Origin of the sequence: Neoaquamicrobium sediminum (assembly GCF_040970315.1) — a bacterium.
Taxonomy (GTDB): domain Bacteria; phylum Pseudomonadota; class Alphaproteobacteria; order Rhizobiales; family Rhizobiaceae; genus Aerobium; species Aerobium sediminum.
Map to the genome: position 1 here is coordinate 385,841 of NZ_JAZHFV010000004.1, position 26,452 is coordinate 412,292.

The 26,452-nt window shown below is 63.8% G+C and carries 21 protein-coding genes; 5 read left to right on the forward strand and 16 right to left on the reverse strand.

Going from position 1 to position 26,452, the window contains the following annotated elements:
* Positions 1 to 372 precede the first annotated feature (372 nt).
* Entirely contained in the window at positions 373 to 837 is a 465-nt protein-coding gene (locus V1479_RS15040) for an Hsp20 family protein (RefSeq protein ID WP_173193256.1), read from the forward strand.
* A 66-nt stretch (positions 838 to 903) separates the two neighbouring features.
* Here the strand turns inward: V1479_RS15040 and V1479_RS15045 are convergent, their stop codons facing one another.
* On the reverse strand, positions 904 to 1,311 hold the full coding sequence (locus V1479_RS15045) for a GFA family protein (protein ID WP_368803622.1): 408 nt from the start codon (positions 1,309 to 1,311) through the stop codon (positions 904 to 906).
* A gap of 39 nt (positions 1,312 to 1,350) precedes the next feature.
* Positions 1,351 to 2,400, reverse strand: coding sequence for a threonine aldolase family protein (locus tag V1479_RS15050; protein ID WP_173193254.1), 1,050 nt, complete (start codon positions 2,398 to 2,400; stop codon positions 1,351 to 1,353).
* 518 nt (positions 2,401 to 2,918) lie between these two features.
* Between V1479_RS15050 and gltB the strand changes: the two genes are divergently transcribed.
* Together gltB and V1479_RS15060 are read left to right on the forward strand one after the other, a co-directional pair.
* Positions 2,919 to 7,646 carry a glutamate synthase large subunit gene (gene gltB / locus V1479_RS15055; RefSeq protein ID WP_368803623.1) on the forward strand — a complete coding sequence of 1,576 codons (4,728 nt, stop codon included), beginning with the start codon at positions 2,919 to 2,921 and terminating at the stop codon, positions 7,644 to 7,646.
* Positions 7,647 to 7,714: 68 nt separating this feature from the next.
* Positions 7,715 to 9,172 carry a glutamate synthase subunit beta gene (locus tag V1479_RS15060; protein ID WP_368803625.1) on the forward strand — a complete coding sequence of 486 codons (1,458 nt, stop codon included), beginning with the start codon at positions 7,715 to 7,717 and terminating at the stop codon, positions 9,170 to 9,172.
* A gap of 3 nt (positions 9,173 to 9,175) precedes the next feature.
* On the opposite strand, the gene V1479_RS15065 is transcribed toward V1479_RS15060, so the two are convergent.
* Positions 9,176 to 10,426 carry an SGNH/GDSL hydrolase family protein gene (locus tag V1479_RS15065; protein ID WP_368803626.1) on the reverse strand — a complete coding sequence of 417 codons (1,251 nt, stop codon included), beginning with the start codon at positions 10,424 to 10,426 and terminating at the stop codon, positions 9,176 to 9,178.
* 11 nt (positions 10,427 to 10,437) lie between these two features.
* The gene (locus tag V1479_RS15070; RefSeq protein WP_368803627.1) at positions 10,438 to 11,667 is read right to left on the reverse strand and encodes a lytic murein transglycosylase; all 1,230 of its coding nucleotides are present in this window, start codon (positions 11,665 to 11,667) and stop codon (positions 10,438 to 10,440) included.
* Between the two features lie 205 nt (positions 11,668 to 11,872).
* Between V1479_RS15070 and galU the strand changes: the two genes are divergently transcribed.
* A complete protein-coding gene (galU, locus tag V1479_RS15075) occupies positions 11,873 to 12,754 on the forward strand; it encodes a UTP--glucose-1-phosphate uridylyltransferase GalU (protein WP_173193250.1) in 882 nt (293 codons plus the stop codon).
* Positions 12,755 to 12,759: 5 nt separating this feature from the next.
* Here galU and V1479_RS15080 read toward each other — a convergent pair whose 3' ends face one another.
* Positions 12,760 to 14,457: an outer membrane beta-barrel protein gene (locus V1479_RS15080; protein ID WP_368803628.1), complete on the reverse strand. Its 1,698-nt coding sequence runs from the start codon at positions 14,455 to 14,457 to the stop codon at positions 12,760 to 12,762.
* A 148-nt stretch (positions 14,458 to 14,605) separates the two neighbouring features.
* On the opposite strand from V1479_RS15080, the gene V1479_RS15085 reads away from it, so the two are divergent.
* Positions 14,606 to 15,604 (forward strand): KpsF/GutQ family sugar-phosphate isomerase, encoded by a 999-nt coding sequence (locus tag V1479_RS15085; protein WP_368803629.1) that lies wholly within the window; start codon positions 14,606 to 14,608, stop codon positions 15,602 to 15,604.
* Here V1479_RS15085 and V1479_RS15090 read toward each other — a convergent pair.
* The 11 genes from V1479_RS15090 to V1479_RS15140 form a co-directional block, all read right to left on the reverse strand.
* Positions 15,601 to 16,062: an NfeD family protein gene (locus V1479_RS15090; protein WP_368803630.1), complete on the reverse strand. Its 462-nt coding sequence runs from the start codon at positions 16,060 to 16,062 to the stop codon at positions 15,601 to 15,603. The genes V1479_RS15085 and V1479_RS15090 overlap by 4 nt on opposite strands.
* A 20-nt stretch (positions 16,063 to 16,082) precedes the next feature.
* On the reverse strand, positions 16,083 to 17,039 hold the full coding sequence (locus V1479_RS15095) for an SPFH domain-containing protein (RefSeq protein WP_368803631.1): 957 nt from the start codon (positions 17,037 to 17,039) through the stop codon (positions 16,083 to 16,085).
* A gap of 89 nt (positions 17,040 to 17,128) precedes the next feature.
* Positions 17,129 to 18,190: a ferrochelatase gene (gene hemH / locus V1479_RS15100; RefSeq protein ID WP_368803632.1), complete on the reverse strand. Its 1,062-nt coding sequence runs from the start codon at positions 18,188 to 18,190 to the stop codon at positions 17,129 to 17,131.
* Positions 18,191 to 18,272: 82 nt separating this feature from the next.
* Positions 18,273 to 19,526 (reverse strand): phenylacetate--CoA ligase family protein, encoded by a 1,254-nt coding sequence (locus V1479_RS15105; RefSeq protein WP_368803633.1) that lies wholly within the window; start codon positions 19,524 to 19,526, stop codon positions 18,273 to 18,275.
* A gap of 132 nt (positions 19,527 to 19,658) precedes the next feature.
* Entirely contained in the window at positions 19,659 to 20,057 is a 399-nt protein-coding gene (gene omp10, locus V1479_RS15110; RefSeq protein WP_368803634.1) for an outer membrane lipoprotein Omp10, read from the reverse strand.
* 95 nt (positions 20,058 to 20,152) lie between these two features.
* On the reverse strand, positions 20,153 to 21,604 hold the full coding sequence (locus tag V1479_RS15115; protein WP_368803635.1) for a homospermidine synthase: 1,452 nt from the start codon (positions 21,602 to 21,604) through the stop codon (positions 20,153 to 20,155).
* Between the two features lie 68 nt (positions 21,605 to 21,672).
* Positions 21,673 to 22,566: a heme-dependent oxidative N-demethylase family protein gene (locus V1479_RS15120; RefSeq protein WP_368803636.1), complete on the reverse strand. Its 894-nt coding sequence runs from the start codon at positions 22,564 to 22,566 to the stop codon at positions 21,673 to 21,675.
* Entirely contained in the window at positions 22,563 to 23,237 is a 675-nt protein-coding gene (locus V1479_RS15125; RefSeq protein ID WP_368803637.1) for an aminotransferase class IV family protein, read from the reverse strand. The genes V1479_RS15120 and V1479_RS15125 overlap by 4 nt, the downstream gene beginning before the upstream one ends.
* The gene (locus V1479_RS15130) at positions 23,186 to 24,343 is read right to left on the reverse strand and encodes an aminodeoxychorismate synthase component I (RefSeq protein WP_368803638.1); all 1,158 of its coding nucleotides are present in this window, start codon (positions 24,341 to 24,343) and stop codon (positions 23,186 to 23,188) included. Before V1479_RS15130 ends, V1479_RS15125 begins: the two co-directional genes overlap by 52 nt.
* Positions 24,344 to 24,372: 29 nt before the next feature.
* A complete protein-coding gene (locus V1479_RS15135; protein WP_368803639.1) occupies positions 24,373 to 26,214 on the reverse strand; it encodes a M3 family oligoendopeptidase in 1,842 nt (613 codons plus the stop codon).
* A partial coding sequence (locus V1479_RS15140) for a hypothetical protein (protein ID WP_368803640.1) occupies positions 26,198 to 26,452 on the reverse strand: 255 nt, incomplete at its 5' end. The genes V1479_RS15135 and V1479_RS15140, both read right to left, overlap by 17 nt.

Sequence of the window (26,452 nt, forward strand, 5' to 3'; positions counted from 1 at the left end):
GATTCCGGCCGGTTTGCTGACGCCGGACGTGGAAAGGCCGGAAGAGCCCATTATGGACTGCTTCCGGCCTCCTGACGAACCGGGAGGAAGGGACGATACACCCGGGTCGGCATCGGTGACGGAGAATTTCTCATCCGCCAATCCGTAGTCTCGAGATGAAATCTAGCAGCCGCCGCCTGAACCCGATCCGAAGGAGCGGTTCATCTGGCGTTCATCAAAGGCGGCATGTCGGGGACTTGAAACCGGACTGCGTCAAACCCAAATCCAGTGCGTGGCCGCCAATAGAAGGGGCCACTGGTCGTGGGAGATGCCGATACGGATCTTCGCTGACATGACCATACGCAAACATGTTGCTCAAAGGAGAACAGACCCATGCGTCATGTTGATTTTTCGCCGCTCTATCGTTCCACCGTCGGCTTCGACCGCCTCTTCACGATGCTCGATTCGCTTGCGCAGCCCGATAACGGCCAGACCTACCCGCCCTACAACATCGAGCGAACCGGCGAAGACGCCTATCGCATCTCGATGGCCGTTGCAGGCTTCTCGGAAGACGAGATTTCGATCGAGGCACACCGCAATGTGCTGACCGTGAAGGGCGAGAAGACCGAGGAGCAGACCGAGAGCTCGGAGTTCCTGCATCGCGGCATCGCCGCGCGCGCTTTCGAGCGCCGTTTCCAGCTCGCCGACCACGTCGAGGTCCAGGGCGCCGCGCTCAAGAACGGCCTTCTGCACATCGAGCTGAAGCGCAACATCCCCGAGGAGATGAAGCCGCGCCGGATCGCGATTGCCGCCGCTCCGGCAAAGGCGAAGCAGATCGAGGCCCAGGCTTCGAAATAAGTCCGTCCAGATTGGACATCGAGGCGGCGCCTTCGGGCGCCGCTTTTGTTTTACGTGTCTTTCGGCTCAGCGTCGCGGCATGCGCTCGTAGGCAGGCATTTCTTCCGCGATGAAATGGAAGGGCTGGCGGTCGATCGTGAAGATAGCGATCTGCGGTTGGCCGAAAAGTTCGGGCCGGTCGAGCGTGCCGGCCTTCAGGATCACCTCGGGCATGTCCTGCCTGCGTGTCGCCAGATGCGTACCGCATTGCGCGCAGAACTCGCGCGTCACGGCATTTTCCAGGTCGCTGCGCCTGAAGCTTTGCGGGGTCCCTTCGGTGTAACGAAAATTTTCCGGCGGAATGAGCAGGAAAAAATTGGGTCCGCCGCCGGAAAAATACTGGCATTCGCGGCAATGACACTGAGCTCTCAGCTTCGGTTTGCCCTCCGCCTCGTAGCGCATCGCGCCGCAATAGCACCCGCCGGTCAATTCCATCAACATCTCCTCTCCTTCAGAACCGCAACCGATGGAGCGCTACGCGATCAGGTCGCCCAGGCGGTCCACTTCGTCCGCACTGGTTGCGAAGCTTGTGACAAAGCGGCAGAGCGTCTCGTCCTCCCCGATTTCGCCGGCAAAGCCATGCGGGGGATGCCATGGATAGAAGGCCGCGCCCTGCGCCTTCAACACTTCGACCACTGAAAGCGGCATGATCGGAAACACTTCGTTGGCCTGAGGCTCCCATCCGAGCCGCGTCTTCGATGACGCCCTGATATGATCGGCCAGCCGTGCGGCCATGGCGTTCGCGTGGCGCGCGGTTTCCAGCCACAGGCCGTCCTCGAAATACGCTTCGAACTGTGCGGCGATGAACCGCGATTTGGAAAAGAGCTGAGCGGCACGTTTGCGTATGAATGGAAATGCCTGTGCCTTCTTCGGATCCATAAAGACGACCGCTTCCGCGCACCAGCAGCCATTCTTGGTGCCGCCGAAGGAGACGATGTCGACGCCCTGTTTCCAGGTCATTTCCGCCGGCGAGGTGTCGAGTGCTACCAGGCCGTTGGCGAAGCGTGCACCGTCCATGTGCAGCGGCAGGCCGTGCTTTCGTGCGACCTGTGAAACCGCCGCGATGTCGGCAAGCTGGTAGACGGTGCCAATTTCCGTTGTCTGCGTGATCGAGATCGCAGCCGGCTGTCCCGAATGAACGAATTCCGGGGGATAGCGACCGATCTCGTGCTCCAGCGCTGCCGGATCCATCCGTCCCAATGGTCCATCAACGGGACACAGCCGACCGCCGCCGGTCAGGTATTCCGGCGCGCCGCCCTCGTCGGCGATCATGTGCGCCTCGCGGTGGCAGAACGCGACGCCGCCGGGCCTTGCGACGGCTGCCATCGACAGCGAATTCGCAGCCGTGCCGGTCGCGACGAAGAACACCGCCACCTCGCGTTCGAAGATTTCGCTGAAGGTCTGCTCGACCTGACGATCGAGATCGCTCGATCCGTAGGCCGAGGCGAAGCCGGCGGAATGCCGCGTCAGGTTTCCAGCAATTCGCGGGTGGACGCCGGCCCAGTTATCGGAGGCAAAAAACATGAGATGATCCGGGGTGACAGTGAAAGATGAGGCTGGCAGTGTGGACGAGATCGCGCGGGTTCCGCAAGCCGTGTGGTTACGCTGCCGGTGGGCGCGGTAGACGGCGGCCAAGGTGGTTTTTCACAGGCAACCGACCGGAACGTTCGAAAACGTCGCGTTGCGCGCAACAAAATTTCGCGTTTAGCCGCAATTTTTTGCACATCCGTCTTGTCTGTGCTTAAGCTTTGTGGCATACGGAATTTAGGACAGTATTGCTGTCTTATTTAACGCGCGCTTGAATGGCCGGGTTTGGGGTATGATGACCGCAAATCCGGTTTTCGATGCGGGCGGTTTCGGATGGGTTGGAGCCCGCGCGAGCAGCTCCGGCTTCGTTCGCCAAGGGAGGCAAAGCCGCAAGCGGCATAGTCTCCCTGACGGCCTTTCGCAAGATATGCCGACAGAATGCCGGAAGTGCGCAAACGCTGTGCCTGCCGGATCGAACCGACCGCCCCAAAAGGGCTACTCTGGAGGAAGAGGCGATGACGGACCTGACGCCATCTGAAACGACCGTGCCTATGCCGGCCGCGCAGAGCAAAACGGCCGTCACCAAAACCACCGCCTCCACGTTCGGCCTGCCGGCTGCGCGAGGGCTTTACGATCCGCGCAACGAGCACGACGCCTGTGGTGTGGGCTTCATCGCGCACATGAAAGGCGAGAAGTCGCACGACATCGTGCGCGACGGTCTCGCCATGCTCGAAAATCTCACCCACCGTGGTGCGGTGGGCGCCGACCCGCTGATGGGTGATGGCGCCGGGCTGCTGGTGCAAATTCCCGACCGGTTCTTCCGCGAGGAAATGGCCGCTCAGGGCGTCGAACTGCCCGAGTCGGGGCACTACGCCGTCGGCCATATCTTCATGCCGCGTGATCCGGCTATCGTTGCGCGCACCGAGGAGATCATCGCCGAGGTCGTCCACCAGGAAGGCCAGACGCTGCTAGGCTTCCGGGAAGTGCCGGTCGACAATTCGTCACTGTCCAAGGCTCCCGACATTGCGGCTTCCGAACCTGTCCATCGTCAGGTGTTCATCGCCCGCAATCCGGCGATTGAAAGCCAGGACGAGTTCGAGCGCCGGCTCTTTATTCTGCGCAAGGTGGTTTCCGCGCGGATTTATGCGGAGACGGGCGGGCGCGACAACAGCCCTTACACCGTGTCACTGTCGTCGCGGACCATCGTCTACAAGGGCATGTTCCTGGCCTATCAGGTGGGGGCCTACTACAAGGATCTCGCCGATCCGCGTTTCGAATCCGCGCTGGTCCTTGTTCACCAGCGGTTCTCGACCAACACGTTCCCTTCCTGGCAGCTTGCCCATCCCTACCGCATGGTCGCCCACAACGGCGAAATCAACACGCTGCGCGGCAACGTCAACTGGATGGCGGCACGGCAGGCCTCGGTCGATTCCGAACTGTTCGGCAACGACATCGCCAAGCTGTGGCCGATCTCCTACGAGGGGCAGTCGGATACCGCCTGCTTCGACAATGCGCTCGAATTCCTGACGCAGGGTGGCTACTCGCTGGCCCACGCCATGATGATGCTGATCCCGGAGGCCTGGGCCGGCAACAAGCTCATGGATGAGGAGCGCAAGGCTTTCTACGAATACCACGCGGCCCTGATGGAGCCGTGGGACGGTCCGGCCGCCGTTGCCTTCACCGACGGGCGCCAGATCGGCGCGACGCTCGACCGCAACGGGCTTCGTCCGGCGCGCTACGTCGTCACCGACGACGACCGCATCATCATGGCGTCCGAGGCCGGCGCATTGCCGGTGGCCGAGGAGAAGGTCGTGAAGAAGTGGCGACTGCAGCCCGGCCGCATGCTGCTTATCGACCTCGAAAAGGGGCGCATCGTTTCCGACGAGGAGATCAAGTCGGAGATCGCCACCAAGCATCCCTATCGGCAGTGGCTCGCCAACACGCAGCTCATCCTCGAGGATCTGAAGCCGGTGGAGCCGCGCGCGCTGCGCAAGGACGTGTCGCTGCTCGACCGTCAGCAGGCCTTCGGCTACACGCAGGAAGACACCAAGCTTCTGATGTCGCCGATGGCGACGACCGGACAGGAAGCCGTCGGTTCCATGGGCACCGATACGCCGATCTCCGCGATGTCCGACAAGTCGAAGCTGCTCTACACCTATTTCAAGCAGAACTTCGCGCAGGTCACCAACCCGCCGATCGATCCGATCCGCGAGGAGCTGGTGATGAGCCTCGTCTCCTTCATCGGACCGCGGCCGAACATCTTCGATCTCGTCGGGTCCTCGCGCCGCAAGCGGCTGGAGGTGCGTCAGCCGATCCTGACCAATGGCGACCTGGAGAAGATCCGCTCGATCGGCCACACCGAGGACCGGTTCGACACCAAGACGCTGGATGTCACCTATTCGGTGATGGAGGGGACGGCGGGCATGCAGGGCGCCGTGGAGCGGCTTTGCGAGCGCGCCGAGGCGGCCGTTGCCGGCGGCTACAACATCATCATCCTGTCCGACCGGCAGGTTGGGCCGGACCGCATCGCGATCCCCGCGCTGTGGGCGACGGCGGCGGTCCACCACCATCTGATCCGCAAGGGGCTGCGCACCTCGGTCGGCCTCGTGGTCGAGTCGGGCGAACCGCGCGAAGTGCATCATTTCTGCTGCCTCGCCGGCTATGGCGCGGAAGCCATCAACCCCTATCTCGCCTTCGACACCCTGCTCGACATGCATGCGCGCGGGGATTTCCCGCCGGAAGTCGACCAGTATGAGGTGGTCTCGCGATACATCAAGTCGATCGGCAAGGGCATCCTCAAGGTCATGTCCAAAATGGGCATCTCGACCTACCAGTCCTATTGCGGCGCTCAGATCTTCGATGCGGTCGGGCTCTCGTCGGAGTTCGTCGAGCATTTCTTCACGGGAACGGCGACCACCATCGAAGGCGTCGGATTGGCCGAGGTGGCCGAGGAGACAGTGCAGCGACACGCGCTGGCTTTCGGCGACGACCCGGTGCTGCGCAACGCGCTCGATGTGGGCGGCGAATACATGTTCCGCATGCGGGGCGAGGCGCATATGTGGTCGCCCGACGCGGTGGCCACGCTGCAGCATGCAGTGCGCAAAGGTTCGTGGGAGACCTACAAGGAGTTCTCTCAGCAGATCGACTCCGATGCGTCTCGGGCCAGAAGCATTCGTGGCCTCTTCCGTCTCAAGCTGGCCGAGGAGACCGGCCGCGCGCCGGTCCCGCTCGACGAAGTCGAGCCTGCGGCCGAGATCGTCAAGCGGTTCTCGACCGGGGCGATGTCGTTCGGCTCGATCAGCCGTGAGGCGCATACCACGCTCGCCATCGCCATGAACCGGATCGGCGGCAAGTCGAACACCGGCGAGGGCGGCGAGGAGCCCGACCGCTACCTGCCGCTGCCCGACGGTTCGGCAAACCCGGAACGCTCGGCGATCAAGCAGGTCGCGTCCGGCCGGTTCGGCGTCACGACCGAATATCTCGTCAATTCCGACATGATCCAGATCAAGGTCGCGCAGGGCGCAAAGCCCGGTGAGGGCGGCCAGTTGCCGGGCCATAAGGTGGACGCGACCATCGCCAAGACCCGGCACTCGACGCCTGGCGTTGGCCTGATCTCGCCGCCGCCGCACCACGACATCTATTCGATCGAAGATCTGGCGCAGCTCATCTTCGACCTGAAGAACGTGAACCCCACGGCCGACGTGTCGGTGAAGCTGGTTTCCGAAGTGGGCGTCGGTACGGTTGCGGCGGGTGTCGCCAAGGCGCGGGCCGACCATATCACCATCTCCGGCTATGACGGTGGTACCGGCGCTTCGCCGCTGACCTCTCTCAAGCATGCCGGCAGCCCGTGGGAGATGGGCCTTGCCGAGACCCACCAGACGCTGGTATTGAACGGCCTGCGCAGCCGCATCGCGCTGCAGGTCGACGGCGGACTGCGCACCGGCCGCGATGTAATCGTCGGCGCACTGCTGGGGGCCGACGAGTTCGGCTTCTCAACGGCGCCGTTGATCGCCGCCGGCTGCATCATGATGCGCAAGTGCCATCTCAACACCTGCCCGGTCGGCGTCGCCACGCAGGACCCGGTGCTGCGCAAGCGCTTCAAGGGCGCGCCGGAGCACGTCATCAACTACTTCTTCTATGTTGCCGAAGAAGTGCGCGAACTGCTCGCCGCCATGGGCTTCCGCAAGCTCGACGAGATCATCGGCGATACCGATCTGGTGGCCAAGCAGGAGATGATCGAGCACTGGAAGGCGAGGGGGCTCGATTTCAGCCGCGTCTTCCACAAGCCCGAAGCGCCCAAGGAAGAGACCTACTGGACGACGCGACAGGAGCACCCGATCGACGACGTGCTGGACCGCAAGCTCATTGAGCTTGCAGCCCCTGCGCTCGAGTCTAAGCAGCCGGTGAAGATCGAGGTGCCGATCCGCAATGTCGACCGCTCGGCGGGTGCAATGCTGTCGGGAGCGGTCGCCAAGCGCTTCGGCCACAAGGGACTGAAGGACGACACGATCGCCGTGACCTTGACGGGCACCGCCGGCCAGTCCTTCGGCGCCTTCCTTTCGCGCGGTGTTTCGTTCGATCTGATCGGCGACGGCAACGACTATGTCGGCAAGGGCCTTTCGGGCGGTCGCATCGTCATACGGCCTTCGGACGATTCGAAGATCGTGCCAGAAGACTCGATCATCGTCGGCAACACCGTGCTCTACGGTGCCATCGAGGGCGAGTGCTACTTCCGCGGCGTTGCGGGCGAGCGCTTCGCTGTGCGCAATTCCGGCGCGGTGGCGGTCGTGGAAGGCGTGGGCGACCATGGCTGCGAATACATGACCGGCGGTGTGGTCGTCGTGATCGGCCAGACGGGCCGCAACTTCGCGGCCGGCATGTCGGGCGGCGTGGCCTATGTGCTCGACGAAGCCGGCGATTTCGCCGAACGCTGCAACATGGCGATGGTCGAGCTCGAGCCCGTGCCCGAGGAAGACGACATGCTTGAGAAGCTGCATCACCATGGTGGCGACATCGACCACAAGGGCCGTGTCGACGTGTCGGGCGACATGACGCGCCACGACGAGGAGCGCCTGGTGCAGCTCATCTCGAACCACATGCATTATACCGGCTCGACACGCGCCCGCGAAATCCTGGACAACTGGGCGGATTATCGTCCGAAATTCAGGAAAGTGATGCCGGTTGAGTACCGCCGTGCGCTGATCGAAATGGAGCGCATGCGCATGGGCATCGCGGCCGAATAGGCAGGAAGAACGACATTGCTGCGCCCGGAGGCGGCCCGACTGGCCGCTTCCCGAGGCTGGAGGTAAGAATGGGCAAGGTAACAGGATTTCTCGAGATCGACCGGCAGGTGCACAAGTACCAGCCGGCCTCCGACCGTATCAGGCATTTCAGGGAATTCACCCTGCCGATGTCGGATCAGGAAGTCGAGAAACAGGCCGCCCGATGCATGGATTGCGGCATTCCGTTCTGCCATGGGCCGACGGGCTGCCCGGTTCACAACCAGATCCCGGACTGGAACGACCTCGTCTACAACGGCGACTGGGACGGTGCGATCCGCAACCTGCATTCGACCAACAACTTCCCGGAATGGACCGGACGCATCTGCCCGGCACCGTGCGAGGAGGCCTGCACGCTCAACCTCGAGGACATCCCTGTCGCGATCAAGACCGTGGAGCAGGCGATCGCCGACAAGGCGTACGAGCAGGGCCACATCCGCCCGATGCCGGCCGCAAGCCAGACCGGCAAGAAGATCGCGATCATCGGTTCGGGACCGGCGGGCATGGCTGCCGCGCAGCAGCTCGGCCGCGTCGGCCACGAGGTTCATGTCTTCGAGCGCGAGTCGAAGCCGGGCGGGCTGATGCGCTACGGCATCCCCGACTTCAAGATCGAGAAGCACTATGTCGATGCGCGTGTGAAGCAGATGGAAGGCGAGGGCGTTACCTTCCACTGCGGCGTCAATGTCGGTGTCGACAAGAAGGTCTCCGAACTGCTGGCCGAGCACGATGCCGTGCTCTATTGCGGCGGCTCCGAGACGCCGCGCCCGGCGGGTATTCCCGGTGCGGAGTTCATCGGCGTTCACGACGCCATGCCTTATCTGGTTCAGCAGAACCGGCGCGTGGGGGGCGAGGACATCCAGTCGGTCGCATGGGCCTCCGAGCCGATCGTCGCCGGTGGCAAGCATGTGGTCGTCGTCGGCGGTGGTGATACGGCCTCCGACTGTGTCGGCACCGCCTTCCGCCAGGGCGCGGTACGTGTGACGCAGCTCGACATTCGCCCACAGCCGCCGGAGAAGGAAGACAAGCTCACCGTCTGGCCCTACTGGGCGACCAAGATGCGGACCTCCTCATCGCAGGCGGAGGGCGCCCAGCGCGAATTCCAGGTCGCGACGCTGGAGTTCATTGGCGACGAGGACGGCGTACTGACCGGCGTCAAGTGCTGCGAGGTGGACGAGAAGCGCAAGCCGGTCGCTGGCACCGAGTTCGTCATTCGCGCCGATCTCGCCTTCATCGCCATCGGTTTCGCGGGCCCCATCTCCGGTGGCGTGACGAAGGAGCTGGACGGCCAGATGACGCTGAATGTGGATGCGCGGCGCTCGACCAATGTGGTCGCCAACGATCGCGACTATCGCACCAGCGTCGATAGGCTGTTTGCAGCCGGCGACGTGCGTCGTGGTCAGTCACTGGTCGTCTGGGCAATCCGCGAGGGCCGCCAGGCCGCGCATGCCATCGACAAGTTCCTCATGGGTGAGACTGTTCTGCCGCGTTAGCGACTACGGCGTTATCGCCGTGGTGCTTTGACGGTCGGGCCCGGCTGAGGCGGGGCCGGGTCGTCTTATCTCGAAATCGTCTGCGCGCCCGGGGGTGGGGGCAGGAGCCAGTCCCTTGCGGGAAAGCTGCTCAGCAGGCGTTCGCGCTTCGCCGCTGGGGCGCGCGAAGGATGCGCCGAGCAATTGTCCGCCGCTGTCGGATCCCAGATCGTCCAGCGCCATGGGCGCGGTGCGGTCGATGACCGCCGGTGTGGAGCCGTCGGGAGTGGGCCCGCCGAGCAAGCCGTCGCCATCGAGCCCGGGCGTTCCCGGTGTTGCCGAGCCTGTCTCGAACAGGCGGTTGAGCGGCTTTTCGGCATAGAAGGCGATCTTGCGGCGCCCGTCGCGGGTCACGTTGATCCCATCGCTGGAGCGAAGCTGGGCCGGCTGGCCGTTCATGTCGGGGCCGTTGGTTGCGAACGCGCCGCTTTCGTCGACGAAACCGTCCCAGACATCGACATATTCGCCACCCGCATCTGTCACGAGGCGCCGGTAGATGTCGTTGAATGCCAGCATGTCCGATGACATCGCGCCTGGACGGAAGGGCAGGTTACCCACCCATATCAGTGGCAGGTCCCTGTCCCTGACCGTCTTGATAAGCGCGGTCACGCGGCGCTCATATTCCTTGAGCCATGCGTCCGAGCGCGGGGGCTCGCGGTTTCCGTCTACGCGCATCTGCTGGCGGTCATTGGAGCCGATCATGACGACGACGGTGTCGGGTTTTTCCTCGTCGATCAACGTGCCGATATTGCCGGGCCAATCGTAGTAGTCGTCGCGGACCAGACCCGAGGAACCGTTGGTGCGATTGACGATCACCACGTCGGCATTCTGTTCGTAGGCAGCGTCGAGACCGTCGGCCAGTCCGCCGGCCAGGAAGTCGCCGACAACCAGAACCCGGCTTGCATCTTCCGCCTTCTCAATCTCTGGAACCACGGGCGCTGCGGGCGCCGCCGGCTGGCTGCGCCGGACCGCAGGTGCCGCCCGGCGCTGGGTCTCCGGCGGCGGTGCGATCACCCTATCGCGGCGCTGAGGCTCCCGGTCGCGGCGCGAGAACAGGAACCGCAATATCCCGCCCCCTGATTGCCGCTCGCCGGCCTCCTGCGCATGCGCAGCGCTTAAGAGAATACCACCGCCGACGGGCGCCAGCAGCGTCAGCGTCAATGCAACGCACAGGAGGCGAAGCGCATGACCAAGGGTGAGAGGGGGTACGCGCATCGATACTCCGGTTATTGACCGCGCAGCCGCGTCAGCAGTTCCTTGCTCGGATGACCGTCGGGCGACATGCCCATGCGGCCCTGCAAGGCCTTGATCGCTTCGCGCGAGGCGGGGCCGATCCTGCCATCGATTTCGCCATCATAATAGCCATGTGCCGAAAGACGCTTCTGCAGCTCCTGCGTCTCGTTGAAGCTGAGGCGGGTGAAGGGCCGGTTCCAGTCGCGCGAAAGCTGGCCGTGGCCTGCGATCTGGTCGGCAAGCAGGCCGACGGCGAGCGCGTAGCGGTCCGAGTTGTTGTAGCGCTTGAGCATGTTGAAGTTGTGCAGCACGAGGAAGGCGGGTCCGTCGCGCCCTTCGAGCACCTTCAGCTCCGCCTGGTCGTTTGCGCGGGGGTATGCCTGACCATTGGCACGAACCACGCCGATGGCCTGCCATTGCGCCAGCGTCATCCTGCCTGCGGGGAACTTGCGCCCTTGCGGCAGAACGACCTCATAGCCCCATGCGTGGCCGGGGCGCCAACCGTTCTGGCGCAGCAGGTTTGCGGCCGAGCCAAGCGCATCGGGAACGGAGTTCCAGATGTCGCGCTTGCCGTTACCGTCCATGTCGACCGCCCATGTCTGATAGCTGGTCGGAATGAACTGGGTGTGGCCCATCGCGCCGGCCCAGGACCCGGTGAGGTGGCTCACGTCCACGTCGCCGTTCTGGAGGATCTTCAACGCTGCGATCAACTGCGAACGCGCGAATTTCTGGCGCCGGCGGTCCGCATAGGCAAGCGTCGACAGCGACCTTACGATGTTGCGTACGATGCGCGGGTTGTTCAGCGCCTCGCCGTAGCGCGACTCGATCGACCAGATCGCCAGCACAATGTTCCGGTCAACGCCGAAGCGCTGCTCCACGGCATCGAGCGTGCGGCGATGCTGCTGGGCCATCCGGCGGCCGTTGCCGACGGATTCGTCGGTGATCTGGTTGTCGAAATACTGCCAGACAGGCGCGTTGAATTCGGGCTGGTTGCGCGCGAGCTCCAGAACCTCCGGGTCGGGTGACGTCACGCCGGCGAAAGCCCGGTCGAAGATCGCACCGGAAACGCCGTTGCTGGTTGCCGTCGCACGGAACTGGCCGACCCAACGCTGGAACTGGGCGTCGGCAAAGGCCGGCGTTGCCTGCGCGGCTGCCGCAAGCGCGATCGCTACGCCAGTAGCCCTGAGGAATGACGAGAAACGCCCTGCCGTCGTCTTGGCCATCTGCATGTCTCCAATTGCATGTTGCATTCAGGGAACCATTCATCGACCATTCGGGTTAGGAAAAAGTTTACCATAGGCATTTTTGAAGGCCTACAGCGACAGGCGTGACACTCCCCGCAGCACAATCGATTCAATAAACTTCAATCTCGGCATGAAAGTGTCGCGGCGGAAAGTGTCGCCGCCCCAACAACGGAACAGAGCGCAGATGAGAGAAGTAAGAAAAGCCGTGTTTCCCGTAGCCGGACTGGGGACCCGTTTCCTGCCCGCAACCAAGGCGGTACCAAAGGAGATGCTGACTGTCGTCGACCGCCCGGTTATCCAATACGTGGTCGATGAGGCGCGCGAGGCGGGCATCGAGCATTTCATCTTCGTCACCGGTCGTAACAAGACCGTGATCGAGGATCACTTCGATATCCAGTTCGAGCTCTACGACACGCTCGAGCAGAGAGGGAAGCTGGACCAGCTCGAAAAGCTGCGAGCCCTCCAGCCCAAGCCGGGGCAGACCAGCTACACCCGTCAGCAGGTGCCGATGGGGCTCGGCCACGCTGTCTGGTGCGCTCGTGACCTCGTCGGCAATGAGCCGTTCGCGCTCTTGCTGCCAGACATGATCATGCAATCGGAAACGAGCTGCCTGAAAGGCATGGTCGAGCTTTACGGGCACACCGGGGACAACATCATCGCCGTGCAGGAGTGCGACCCGGAAGAGGCGCATAAATACGGCATCGTCGGCAAAGGTGCCGAAGCGCATACCGGTTTCGAGATCACGGAAATGGTCGAGAAGCCCGCGAAGGGCACCGCGCCGTCAAACTTTTACATCAACGGCCGCTATATCCTGCAGCCGGAAATCTTCGACATTCTGGAGCACCAGGAGCGCGGTGCCGGCGGCGAGATCCAGCTTACCGACGCCATGAAGAAACTTGGCGAGCAACAGAAGTTGTTCGGCTACCACTATCAGGGCGAGACCTACGATTGCGGCTCGCCAGAAGGCTTCGTGGAGGCAAACATCGCCTTTGCGTTTCAGCAGGGCAATTTGCGCGACGTGGTGGTCGACGTGGTGGAGCGCCTGCGCAGCAAGCAGGGCGGCTGAAAAACTCAGCGCTGGAACGTCATGCCGAGATAGACCCGCGTCTCGTCATAGTCGCGGTCGGGTAGCGTTCCACGCTGGACCTCGTGGCTGGCACGGCCGGTGATGCCGGCGTATCGGTTCAGCCACCAGGTCAGGCTTGCTTCGCCGCGCAGCACGAGATCGCTTTCGTCATGGCCGAAATAGTCGCGCCAGCCGATACCGGCGAGAACGCTGCCGGTCAGGTTTTGCCGCAATTCGCGGCTCACCGAAAGGCTGGCCGAGTGGTAGAGCGAGCCGGTCTTGCCGGGAATCGTCGAACCCTCTACCTCAGTCGAGGCGTCGAGCGCCACCGTCGTTCCGCGCACCGGCGACCAGGCGAGATTGGCGGCGAGCGACAGCCCGGACATCGTCGGCAGGCGCTCGTCTTCCGGGTTTTCGCTCACCCATCCAGCCGAAATCTCGCCGCGCAGCTTCTCCTGAATGTCGACTTCCACGCCGGCGCGTACGCCGTATCGGTCGGCCGAGCGCCGGTAGCCATTGCGGTCGAATTCCTCGTCATAGGAGCGCCGTCCGATCTCAGCTTCTACGAAGGGCCGCAGCGCCGGCGATAGTTCATAGCCGGCGCGCATCCGCACCAGCGCCAGCGTCGTGTCGCGGTCGTCCTGCGGCAGCGTTCCTCCGCCCGATAGCTCGGCGTCTCCGTAGGTTTCCCGGATAACGTCACCGGCCAGCCGCAGGCGAAGCGGGCCGAGATCCCGTTCTACGCCCGCATTACCGGTGAAGGTGTGCCGTGTCGGTCGCGAGACGGCGTCCTCGATCGTCTCCGGCGATGAAGCCGATTCCGGCCGCACCCGGTAGCCGCCGCCGACAAAAGCACTCCAGCGGTCAGCAAGGTCCAATCGCAGCTGGCCTGCGATGCCGCCCTCGATCTCGGAGATTTCCTGACCGGAGAGTGATTTGCGATAAGAGACGTCGGCGTCGATCGTCGCGCTGTGGCGGGCCCAGTCCGAGATGGCGTTGAGGCGCAGGGCCGTCTCGGAAAAGGTCGAGCCTTCTCCATCGGGGCTCAGATTGGCATTCGATGTCCAGCCGATGCCCTGTTCCAGGGTTGGCGTGACAATGAAGGTTCCGAGCCGCAGGCCCAACGGAGCATAGGGGTTTTCGTCAGGCGTGCGCGTGAGGCCTTCGATGGCGCCGGTGCGGGTGCTGTCGGCAGCGGCTCGACCCGTGTCGACGTCGTCGAGCGCGCCGGCCCGCGGCGTTCGCACCGTCCCGGTGACGAGATCGGCCTCGTTGGCATCGGCGGCTGCAGCCCTCTGTTGATTGAGGGTTGCCGCCGTCTGAGCGCGGCCGATCGGTTCCACCGCGGATGCCGGATCGTCGAGTGCATTGTCGGTCAGCGCACCTTGCCTTGGCTGGGCGGCCGCCGCATCGGACACGGCTTCTTCTTCGTCTGCCAGCGCGCCGGCGCTGCTCGGCGTATAGGGCCGGGCGTCCAGTATGTCCGTATCGAGCGCTGTCCGGGAACCGAGCAGGGACTGCTCGTCGCGGCGCGCCTGCCCGTCGATCAGATCGTCGGTAATGCTGCGCTCGAGCACCGGCCCGCGCAGGCCGGGTTCCATCTGCGCCGAAGCCTCGCCGCAAACAAGGACCGCGCCGGCTGCTGCCAGCGTGAGCGCGCCAAAGCTGCGCGTCCTTCTATGATGCGGCGGAAGTGGTGCCATCGTCGCCCGATCGGTGCGGCGCGGAGCGCGCCGAGGTTTACCGAACCGTAAACAGCGTTGGTTAACGGATGATTGATTTCGGAGGGGAACGGGGTCCGCGACGGCACTGCCGATGGACACGGCGCGGCGGAAGCGCTAAGCGCTTGCCATGCAGAGAAAAGCCATTACCGCACCGGTCGACAGGGCGTTGGCGATCGCCTCGGCGCTGCGCACCCTGCGCACCGAGATGAACGGGCTGGACGCGCTTGCCGCCTCGCTGGAAAACGGCCTCGGCGAGCCTTTCGCCACGGCCGTCGACATGATCGGGGGCATCACCGGCCGCGTCATCGTCACCGGCGTCGGCAAGAGCGGCCACATCGGATCGAAGATCGCGGCAACGCTCGCCTCCACCGGCACGCCGGCCTTTTTCGTCCATCCAGCCGAAGCCAATCACGGCGATCTCGGCATGATCGCGCCGGACGACGCGATCATCGCCATGTCATGGTCCGGCGAAACGTCGGAACTGAAAGGCATCGTCGCCTATGCGAGCCGCTTCGCGATCCCGCTGATCGCAATCACTGCGGGGCTCGATTCAGCTCTGGCGCGACAGGCAAGCGTGGTGCTCGCATTGCCGAAGGTTGCCGAAGCATGCCCGCACGGTCTGGCACCGACGACCTCGACCGTCATGCAGCTGGTCATCGGCGATGCGCTTGCGGTGGCCTTGCTGGAGGCGAGGGGGTTTACACCGGATCATTTCCGTACCTTCCATCCCGGCGGCAAGCTGGGAGCCAGCCTGGTCAAGGTGGGCGAGATCATGCATCGCGGCGAGGAGCTGCCGGTCGTCGCGACCGGAACGAGCGTGCGTGATGCGGTGCTTGAAATCTCGCGCAAGGGCTTCGGCTGCGTTGCGGTGGTGGGCGCCGACGGCGCGCTCGAAGGAATCGTCACCGACGGCGACCTGCGGCGCCACATCGACACGAACATGATGGCGATGACGGTGGACGACATCATGACCCGCCAGCCCCGGTGCGTGGAGGCGGATGCTCTGGCGGGCGCGGTGCTGCAACTGGTCAACGCGTCCTCGATCACCTCGGTGATCGTCGTCGAGGATCGCAAGCCTGTCGGGCTGGTTCACATGCACGATCTGTTGCGGATCGGCGCGGCCTAGGCCTGCTCTACCCTCAATTCGCCGTTTTCGGCGGAGACCACCCGCACGCGGGTGCCGACCGGCAGGTCGGGTCCGGTAACCCGCCACAGCGTGTCGCCCAGCCGCACCCGGCCGTATCCGTTGGTGATTGCTTCCTCAAGCGTCGCGGTGCGCCCGACGAGCTGGCGTTCACGCTGGTTGAGCAGCGGCTGATCGGTGTCGTCCTGGTTCCTGTTCGAGAAAAAGCGCCGGCCGACGAGCACCGAAGCGATAGACAGGCCGAGGAACACGAGCACCTGCACCTGCCAGACCCAGATCGCTGCGTCCCATAGCTGCAGGGAAAGCGTGCCGGTGAGAATCGCGGCAATGCCCAGCCACAGCAGATAGGCGCCGGGCGCAACGATCTCGAGCGTCAGCAGCACGGCGCCCAGCACCATCCAGTTCCAGGGGCCGAGGTCGGTCAACCATTGCATGATCATGGGCGGGCCTTTCGCAGACGTCAGGCCGGCTGGTCGGGCGTGACGCTCGGCGTGCGGGCGGTGGAGTGGCGCGGTCGGACCGGCTGACCGTCCTCGCCGAATACTTCCTTCGCGATTGCACCGATGCCGCCAAGCGAGCCGATCAGCGACGACGCCTCAAGCGGCATCAGTACCACCTTGCTGTTGGTGGCAGAGCCTATCTTCGCCATTGCCTCGGTGTATTTCTGGGCCACGAAGTAGTTGATCGCCTGTACGTCGCCCTTGGCGATGGCTTCGGAAACGACCTGCGTCGCACGGGCCTCTGCCTCAGCCGCGCGCTCGCGGGCCTCGGCGTCGCGGAAAGCGGCTTCGCGGCGGCCTTCGGCCTCAAGCACCTGCGCCTGCTTCAGGCCCTCTGCCTCGAGAATCTGGGCGCGCTTGTTGCGTTCCGCCATCATCTGGCGGGCCATCGATTCGACCAGGTTGGCGGGCGGGTTGATGTCCTTGATCTCCACGCGGGTCATCTTGATGCCCCAGGGCTGGGCCGCCTCGTCGACAATCCTAAGCAGCCTGTCGTTGATCGCGTCGCGGTTGGAGAGTAGCTCGTCCAGATCCATCGAACCCATGACGGAGCGGATGTTGGTCATGGTCAGGTTGAGGATGGCATTCTCCAGACCGGAGACCTGATAGGCCGCCTGCGCGGCGCTCAGGACCTGGTAGAAGGCAACGCCGTCGACGGCGACGATGGCGTTGTCGCGGGTGATGACCTCCTGCGTCGGCACATCGAGCACCTGTTCCATCATGTTCATCTTCGCACCGACGCGATCGATGAACGGCACGATGATGTTGAGGCCGGGCGACAGGGTCTTGGTGTAGCGGCCGAAGCGCTCGACCGTATAGTTGTAGCCCTGCGGCACCGTCTTGATCCCCGCAAAGATGAGGAACAGGACGAGGACGACAAGAACCGGAATGAGAATGTCGAACCCAGAAAACGGCATCAAGCCCTCCATCGTGTTGCCCGCGCCGACGCTACGCGCCGCAGAATGTCGCCAAAAAGACTTAAGGCCGTTTGCGCACCGTTACAATGTCAGAGCCAGCCCGCCAGCTCCCGCCTAACGAGCGTTTCCAGCATGGCCATGCCGGCGTCGCTGTCGTTGAGGCAGGGTATGTGGGAGAAGTTCTGGCCGCCGGCATGCATGAAGACCTCGCGCACCTCGCCGTCGATCTCCTCCAGCGTCTCGATACAATCGGCCGAAAAGCCCGGATTGATGATGGCGATCGACTTCACGCCGTCTTTTGCAAGGGCCTCGACCGTTTTGTCGGTGTACGGTTTCAGCCATTCCGCCTTGCCGAACAGCGACTGAAAGGTCGTCCGCAGCCGCTTGTCGTCCCAGCCCAGCCGCTCGCGCAGGAGTCGCGTGGTTTTCTGGCAGTGGCAGTGATACGGATCGCCCTTCTCGAAATAGGCCTTCGGGATGCCGTGGTACGACGCAAGCACGACCTCGGGTTCGAAATCGAGCCCGGCAAGGTGCGTCTCGATCGACTGCGCGAGCGCTTCGATATAGGCGGGATCGTCGTAGTAGGGCGGCACGGAGCGCACGGTCGGCATGTGCCTTATCTTCATCAGCGCCCGGTAGAGCTGGTCATTGGCCGTCGCCGTCGTCGTCGCCGAAAACTGCGGGTAGAGCGGGAACATCACGATCCTGTCGCAGCCTTGCGCGGTCAAGCGCTCGACCGCGCTCGCGATCGACGGATTGCCGTAGCGCATGCCCCATTCGACGGTTATGCGAGGCTCGTCGGCGAAGGCTTCTGCAAGGCGTTCCGCCTGACCGTGGGTGATGGTGCGCAGGGGCGATTCGTCCTTGTCGCGGTTCCAGATCTTCTCGTAGTTCGCGCCCGCCTTCTGCGGCCTCGTGGTGAGCACCGCGCCGTATAGGATCGGATACCAGATCGCCTTGTTCAGTTCGATGACGCGTGTATCGGACAGGAACTCGCGCAGGTATCTCCACATCGACCAGTAGTCGGTGCCGTCCGGTGTTCCGAGATTGGTCAGCAGGACGCCGATGCGTCCCGTCCTCACCGGCGGATGTCCTTCCGGCAGCGATACCGTCGCCTTTGCGTTACCCGTTGCAGTTGCGCCGACGCCCATTTCAGTCACTCCTTGCAGGTGGCCGGAAGCTAGGCATTACGTGAGGCATTGCAATATGCCCGCTTGACGCACCTTGCCGGTGTCAGTTCGCGTAGTCCCGCTCGTCGGCGATCACCTTGCCGTCGTTGGGAAGCGAGCCGGGTTCTGCCAGATGCACCGCGCCGCCAAGCTTGGTGATCTCGCGCAGCGACGTCTCGATGGCGGATGCGTCGGGCGAGGCGCCTGGCGTGGCCTCCACATGCAGCGTCATCGCATCGCGCGCGCCGTCGCGTATCACCACCAGCCGTGCCCGCGCGACCTCGCGGTGACGGGCCACCACCTCGGCGATCTGCTTCGGGTCCACGAACATGCCCTTCACCTTGGTGCGCTGGTCCGCGCGGCCCATCCAGCCCTTGAGGCGCTGTCCCGTACGTCCGCAGGGCGACTGGCCGGGCATGATAGCGGAGAGGTCGCCTGTGCCAAGCCGCACCAGCGGATAGGCGGGGTTGAGGCTGGTGACCACAAGTTCACCGACTTCGCCCTCCGGCACCGGGTCGCCGGTTCCGGGGCGGACGATCTCCACGATCAGGTCCTCGTTGACGATTATGCCCGGATTTGGCGAACCGTCCTCGGCCGCGCTCTCGTAGGCGATGACGCCGAATTCGGCGGTGGCATAGCATTGATAAACCCGGATTCCGCGCGAAAGGTATTCCTGGCGCAGGGACGGGAACAGTGCGCCTCCCGAAACGAGGCCGAGCCGGAACGAGGAGATGTCCTTGCCGGTCTCGGCGGCGCGGTCGAGCATCACCTTGAGAAAATCCGGCGTGCCGCCATAGACGCCTGGCTTGAGCGCCGCGGCAGCCTCGACCTGCATGTCGGTGTTGCCGGTGCCTGCCGCGAAGACCGTGCAGCCCAGCGCCCGTGCACCTTCGTCGATGATGAAGCCGCCGGGCGTCATGTGATACGAAAACGCGTTGTGCATGATGTCGCCCGGCCGAATGCCGGCGGCGAACATGGCCCGCGCCGAGTGGCCGGAATCCTTCTCCAGTCCCTGCGGCTCCCAGATGGGGCCCGGCGACATGAAAACCCGGCTGCCCTGCAGATGAGCCAGATTGACGAAATCGCCGAATGGCGGCTTCCGCGCCTGCATCGCCATCAGCTCGGCCTTGCGCAGCACCGGCAGCGAGGCGAGGGCGGAACGGGAGGTCACCGTAGCGGGGTCGATCCCTTCAAGCCACCGTGCGAGGCCGGGAACATCGCGTATCGAGGCAGCCAGAAACTCCGGCAAGCGTGCGAAAAGGTCTTTCTCGCGTTCGTCCGGGCTTCGCTGCTCGCGATCATCGAAATAGGCGGCCATCGTTCCTCCCTCAGCCTCCGGCATCCTTTTCAGATGCCTTATCGCAGGGGGATCGCCATACGCGCAAGGTGGGCGGATGCGATGCATCCGCCCTTCCCATGGAAAGTCGTGCTGTCAGGTGAGGCGTGTGCCTCAGGCGGCTGCGCCGCGGCGTATCAGCGAAAACTGCTGGCCGGTCGAGCCGGTGCAGTTGAGCTGCGTCTGGCTCACCATTGCGCAATTGACCTGGGTCGTCGTCTGCCTGATGAGCGACGTTACCGAGATCGACACCGTCGACGCGTCGATCTGCGAATAATTGCCTTCGGCGAGCTTGTTACCGGTGTCGGTTGCAAGCGTTTCGAACCTGCCGGCAGTGAAGCGCGACATTGCCACGCCGTCGGTGCTGACCCATTCGCCCTCGAAGCCGGTCTGCATGGCAGACGGGCCAACGGGCCGGTCGCGCCTTTGCGGCTCACCCATGCTCTGGCAACCTGCCAGAGCGATCACAGTTACCACCGCGGCGACTGCGCGAAATTTGACCGCATTCATCATGCCGACTGTCCTTTTTTCGGTACGACTGGATTCTCAATCGCCGTTTTTGTGGGCGAAAGCAAGGTTGGCGCGCTGGCGCGCTGTCCGCACAACGCTTAACGAACAAGAATGTTGCGGAATTGCCAGGGATCGGCCGTATCGATGTCTTCCGGGAAGAGACCCGGCCGGCCGTCGATGGGCGTCCAGTCCGTGTAATAGCCTTTAACAGGCCCGAGATAGGGGATCTGAACCTCAAGACAGCGCCGATAGTCTATCTCGTCGGTCTCGACGATACCCGCCTCCGGATTTTCCAGCGCCCAGACCATGCCCGCGAGCACCGCCGAGGAAACCTGAAGTCCGGTCGCATTCTGGTAGGGCGCCAGTTGCCGCGCGTCGTCGAGCGAAAGCTGCGAGCCATACCAGTAGGCATTGCGGTCATGGCCGTAGAGCAGCACGCCCAGCTCGTCGACGCCGTCGACCAGCTCGAACTCGTCGAGGACATGCTGCACCGGCTGGGCCTTGCCCTCTGCGCCGAACATCTCATGCAGCGACAGCACCGCGTCGTTGCAGGGATGGTAGGCGTAGTGACAGGTGGGGCGGAAGACGGGCACGCCGTCCTCACCACACACCGTGAAATAGTCGGCGATGGAAATCGCCTCGTTGTGGGTGACCAGGAAGCCGTATTGCGGGCCGGGTGTGGGGCACCAGCTGCGCACGCGCGTGTTGGCGCCCGGCTGCTCCAGATAGATCGCAGCGGCGCTGCCGTCCGCGTGCTGCTTCGCGTTCGCGGGCATCCACTTCTCGTGCGTGCCCCAGCCCAGTTCGGCCGGCTGCAGACCTTCGGCGATAAATCCTTCGACCGACCAGGTGTTCCAGAACGCGTTCAAGGGCTTGGGGTCCTTCGCGCGCTGGGTATCACGCTCGGCGATGTGCACGCCCTTGACGCCAGCCGAGTGCATAAGGCGCGCCCAGCCTTCGCGGTCGCCGGTGGGTGGCTCCTGGAAATCGAGACCCAGGTCTTTGGCGAGATTGAGCAGTGCCTGCTTGACGAACCATGAGACCATGCCGGGATTGGCGCCGCAGCATGAGATCGCCGTGGTGCCGCCGGGCGAATTGCGCTTCTCCGCCCGCATTGTTTCCCGCAACGCATAGTTGGTGCGCGAGGCGTTGTCGGCGTCACGGTCGAAGTAGAAGCCGAGCCACGGCTCCACTACCGTGTCGATATAGAGGACACCCAGTTCCCGGCAGAGCCGCACGAGGTCGAGCGACCCGGTATCGACCGACAGGTTCACGCAGAAACCCTGACCTTCTCCGGCCGTCAGCAGTGGGGTGAGCAATTCCCGGTAGTTTTCCTGCGTGACATGTGCTGCGACATGACGTGCGCCGTACTGCGCCATGATCTTTGCGTCGGCGGCACTTTCCCGCGGCTCCACCACCACCAGCCGCGAAGGATCGTAGCGGAAGTGCCGTTCGATCAGGGGCAGCGTGCCCTGACCGATCGAACCAAATCCGATGATGACGATCGGGCCGGTGATTTCACCGTAGATAGGCGGGGCGGCATCTGCCATTGCGGGGAACTCCAGACTGAAAGCGATGGTTCGGCCTTAATCACGGAACCATGACACAATCAACACGGCTACGTTGCATGCGTTCCCGCTTCGCGCTCCGCAATGGCCCGCAGCGCCGCTGCCAGCCGGTCCCGCTCGGCGCTGAGCCCCTTGTATTCAAGCTGTTCCGGGTCAAGACCTGCCAGTTGATCGGCAAAGGAGCCGGCGAGGCGTTTTCTGTCTGGATGTTCGCTCAATCGCTTCATCGGGTCGAGAAAGATGCGGATCGTAAACAGGATGTCACCCGACCGGGGAAGCTTGCGGAGCGTCTGACGTTCGACGCGTATGAAGGCGCTGGCGGCAGGGTCCAGTTCGCTGAAGCGCGTCGGACTATCGCTTGCCCGCACTTCGCGCTCGGCATTCGATAGCGGGTGGTAGAGCGCCGGATTGTTCTGCAGCGACCAGTTCCAGCGCAGCACGACCTGACCTTGCAGCTTGTCGAACATGCGTTCGATCAGTTCCGCGTTGCGGGTGTCGCGGCCGAAACGCGGCACCGGCTCATGGACGTCGGCCAGTGGCCGTCCGAATTTCTCCGCGAGCGACCACGACGAGGGAAAACAGAGCGATGCTGCCGCGAGCCGCCAGCCATCCTCGCCCTTGCGCATCAGCACCAGATCTTCCTGCACCATGAGCGAGGCGGCTTTGAGGGGCGGGTCGGCGGGGTCGAGTGCAGGAAGCCCGAGCTGCGGAAAATGCGCGTCCATGTGTGCCGCGACTAGCTCGGCAACCTCCTGCTGAGCCTCGCGCGTATCAGCCTCCGCCGCGAATACGTCGTCCGGCCGCTCGGAGAAGAGACGCTGCTTTTCCGCCAGATACGGCCCGTAGTGTGCGTCGACGTCGAGCCATGCGGCAGGATCGAGGGGCTTCAGGCCGATCGTGAAGGGCTGCGAGGAGCCATCATATGGAGTGTGGGCAAAAGTCATGCCCGCATTTTCGCGTCCAGACGCGCCGGAACAAGCCCCCTCAGTGAATTGCCGACGAACAATTCCCGGGCGGAGAAAGCATCTTCTGGCGTCAACACGTGCTCCCGCGCCAGCCCCAGCGCGATCAACTCAGCCCGCAGGACACCGGTCAGCAGGCCGCATTCGAGCGGCGGCGTGACCAGCGGGCCGTCATCGACCCTGGCAAACAAAGTGGTGATGGTGCCCTCGCAGAGCTCTCCCTTTTCATTCAGGAGCAGGACCTCGTCAGCCTCGGCGCGTGAGAACTCGGACCGTGCTCTGTCATAGACGGCGCGGCGCGATGTCTTGTGGCGCAGCAGAGGATCGGCCGAATTCAGCCTTTCAGCTGCAAGTCGGAGCGTCCACACGGTGTCCGTATCGACTGCAACGAAGGGTGTGATTTCGACATCGCTGGAACCGTCCTTCCATAGTGCTAGGCGAACCCTTAGCGGGTGGTCTGCGGCTTCGATGGTTTCGAGTTGCGCGGCAATTTTTCCGATGTCGCAGGCAAAGCCCAAGGCGGCGGCCGAAGCACTCAACCGGGCGAGGTGGAGTTCCAGCCGGGGGACCGTGCCATCGGCCTCCCGCCGCATGGTCTCAATCAAATGGAAGCCGGCTTCTCGCCCGTAGCGAAGCGGCCTTTCAGCAGACATTCGGCATATTCTCCCTCGGCGGTGGAATCGAATACGACGCCGCCGCCGACATTGAACACGGCGCGGCCTTCGGGAAACAGCGAAATCGTGCGGATGGCTACGCTGAAGCGCATCCGGCCGGCCGGCGCGATCCAGCCGATTGCCCCGCAATAGACGTCGCGCGGCGTGTCTTCCAATGCGCGCAGGATCTTCATCGCGCTGATCTTGGGCGCGCCGGTGATCGAACCGCATGGAAACAGCGCGCCCAGCATGTCGCGAAAGCCGATGCCTTCCAGCAGGCGCGCATGAACGCGACTGACCATCTGATGCACCGTCGGGTAGGTCTCGACCAGGAAAAGTTCGGGGACGTCCAGCGTGCCCACCTCGCTGATGCGCGAGATGTCGTTGCGCAGCAGGTCGACGATCATGCGGTTTTCCGCCTGGTTCTTCGGATCGTTGCGCAGGAATGTCCGCTGTGCTTCGTCCTCCTCGGGTGTTTGCCCGCGCGGCGCGGTTCCCTTCATTGGTAGCGCGTCGATCCAGCGATCGTCGGAAACCTCGAAGAAAAGTTCGGGCGAGCGTGACAGCACCACGGGACCGTCGAGATCGATGAAAGCGCCGTAGCGCACCGGCTGCCGCTCCATCAGCGAATGGAAGAGGGCCAGCGGCTCGCCGCCCCAGCGCGCCTCGACGGGAAAGGTGAGGTTCGCCTGATAGCAATCGCCTTCGCGCAGGTGCCGGTGCAGCCTGTCGAAGCGTCGATGGTATTGCGCCGCTGTCCATGTGGCGCGCGGTTCGGCGATGAACGGCGGGGACTCGTCGCTGGCCGCGCCGCTTTCGAGCGATGCCGGGTCTGCGGGGCCGTCAAAAACGCCGAAGCACAGGAGAGGCGACTTGCGATCCGGCGGCAGGAAATCGCGAAGTGCCGGGTCGAGCAGATAGCCTGCTTCGTAAGATATGTATCCGGCCAGCCACCGACCCGCCCGCTGCGCTTGCTCGACGAGATGGAGTGCCGACGGGAATTCCTTGGCGTCCCACGCGACGATCATGTCGCGCGGCTCGGCAAACAATGTCTCGTGGCCTTCCAGGTCGTTCCGGAAGTAAGCCAGTCCTCGTCGCGGATGCATCGTCGCGCGCCGCGCCTGCCGCTCCCGCGTCAGGCGTCCATGGCTTCGAGTTCGTCGATCAGCGCTTCGATCACCGACAGGCCCTTGCCCCAGAAGGCCGGGTCGGACGCATCTAGGCCGAAGGGCGCCAGCAGCTCGGAATGATGCTTGGTGCCGCCGGCCTTGAGCATCTCGAAATACTTCTCCTGGAAGCCGCTCTCGGCGTTCTGGTAAACGGCGTAGAGCGAGTTCACGAGGCAGTCGCCGAAAGCGTAGGCGTATACATAGAACGGCGAGTGGATGAAGTGCGGGATATAGGCCCAGAAGGTTTCGTATCCTTCTCGCAGCCGGATCGCCGGGCCCAGGCTCTCGGTCTGCACCTGCAGCCATAATTCGCCGATGTGGTCCGAGGTCAGCTCGCCATTGCGGCGCTCGGTGTGAAGCTTGCGCTCGAACTCGTAGAAGGCGATCTGGCGCACGACCGTGTTGATCATGTCCTCGACCTTCTGGGCGAGCATCGCCTTGCGCTCGCGCCGGTCCCTGGTGCGGTCGAGCAGCGAGCGGAAGGTCAGCATCTCGCCGAAGACGGATGCCGTCTCTGCAAGCGTCAGCGGGGTCGAGGCCATCAGCGCGCCCTGGCGTGCGGCGAGCACCTGGTGAACGCCGTGGCCCAGCTCGTGCGCCAGCGTCATCACGTCGCGCGGCTTGCCCATGTAGTTGAGAAGCACATAGGGGTGCGCGGAAGGCACCGTCGGGTGCGCGAAAGCGCCCGGCGACTTGCCCGGGCGAACCGGCGCGTCGATCCAGTTCTTATCGAAGAACTGGCCGGCGATCTCGGCCATTCTCGGGTCGAAGTGGCCATAGGCTGACAGGACCGTGTTCTTCGCTTCCGCCCAGCCGATCTCCGCCTGCGGCGTTTCGGGCAGCGGCGCGTTGCGGTCCCAGTGGTTCATCTGGTCCATGCCGAGCCACTTCGCCTTCATGGCGTAATAGCGGTGCGACAGGCGCGGATAGGCCTCCCTGACGGCGGCTGCCAGCGCGTCGACCACCTCACGCTCGACGCGATTGGCGAGATGGCGCGAATCGGCGATGTCCTCGAAGCCGCGCCAGCGGTCCGAGATTTCCTTGTCCTTCGCCAGCGTGTTGGTGATGAGCGTGAAAGTTCGCAGATTCTCGCGGAAGGTCGCGGCGAGCGCTTCCGAGGCTTTCTGCCTCACCTTGCCGTCCGGGTCCTGCAGCCTGTTCAGCGTCGGTTCCAGCGCCAGCTTTTCGCCGTCGACGTCGAAGCGCAGCGCGGTCATCGTCTCGTCGAACAGGCGGTTCCAGGCGCCTCGGCCCGTGATCGACTTTTCATGGAATAGCTGCTCGATGCGGTCTTCGAGCTGGAACGGCTTGTCCTTGCGCAGGTCGAGCACCCAGGGCCGGTAGTGGCCGAGTACCGGGTCGGCATCCAGCGCGGCCTCGATCAGCGCGTCATCGACGAGGTTGAGCTCCAGTGTGAAGAACAGCATGTGCGCGCTGGCGTCCGTCAGCTTCTCCTGCACGTCGCCGTAAAGCTTGGCGCGGGCTGGATCGGAGGTGTCGCCGGCATAGAGCAGGCCTGCATAGGAGCCGATGCGTCCCATCAGGTCCTCGAGCGCCTCGTACTCACGCACGGCCGCACCGAGCCCGCCGCCGGCACCCTTGCCGGCTTCCACGGCGAGCTTGCCTTTCCAGCGCTTCTCGAAGGCATCGGCATCGGCCGCGACCTGCGTGAGGTCGCGCTTGAACTCGGGCGCATCCATGGCGGGATAGAGGTCCGCCAGATTCCATTCCGGCAGTCTTTCGCGCACGGAAGCGCTTTCCTTGGAGCCGGTGGCAGGGGCGTTGGCGCGGTTATCCAGAGACGACATAAAACTCGCTCGCATGATTCATTCGTTTTTTAGGGAAGATGGCAAGCAACCGTTCACCGGGTTTCTTGAGGCCGTGTTTAGACGGCTGTGCCATGTTGATCCAACTCACATCGGTCCAGCCTAGCGAGATCTCAAGAAAGTGAACCGCCCCGGGTTTGCCGGAGGCCGTTTCTTTTGAGTCACGCGGCCATGGCTGGTTCTTCCAGCATGGCGTAGTAGCGTTCCTCGGCTTCCGCCG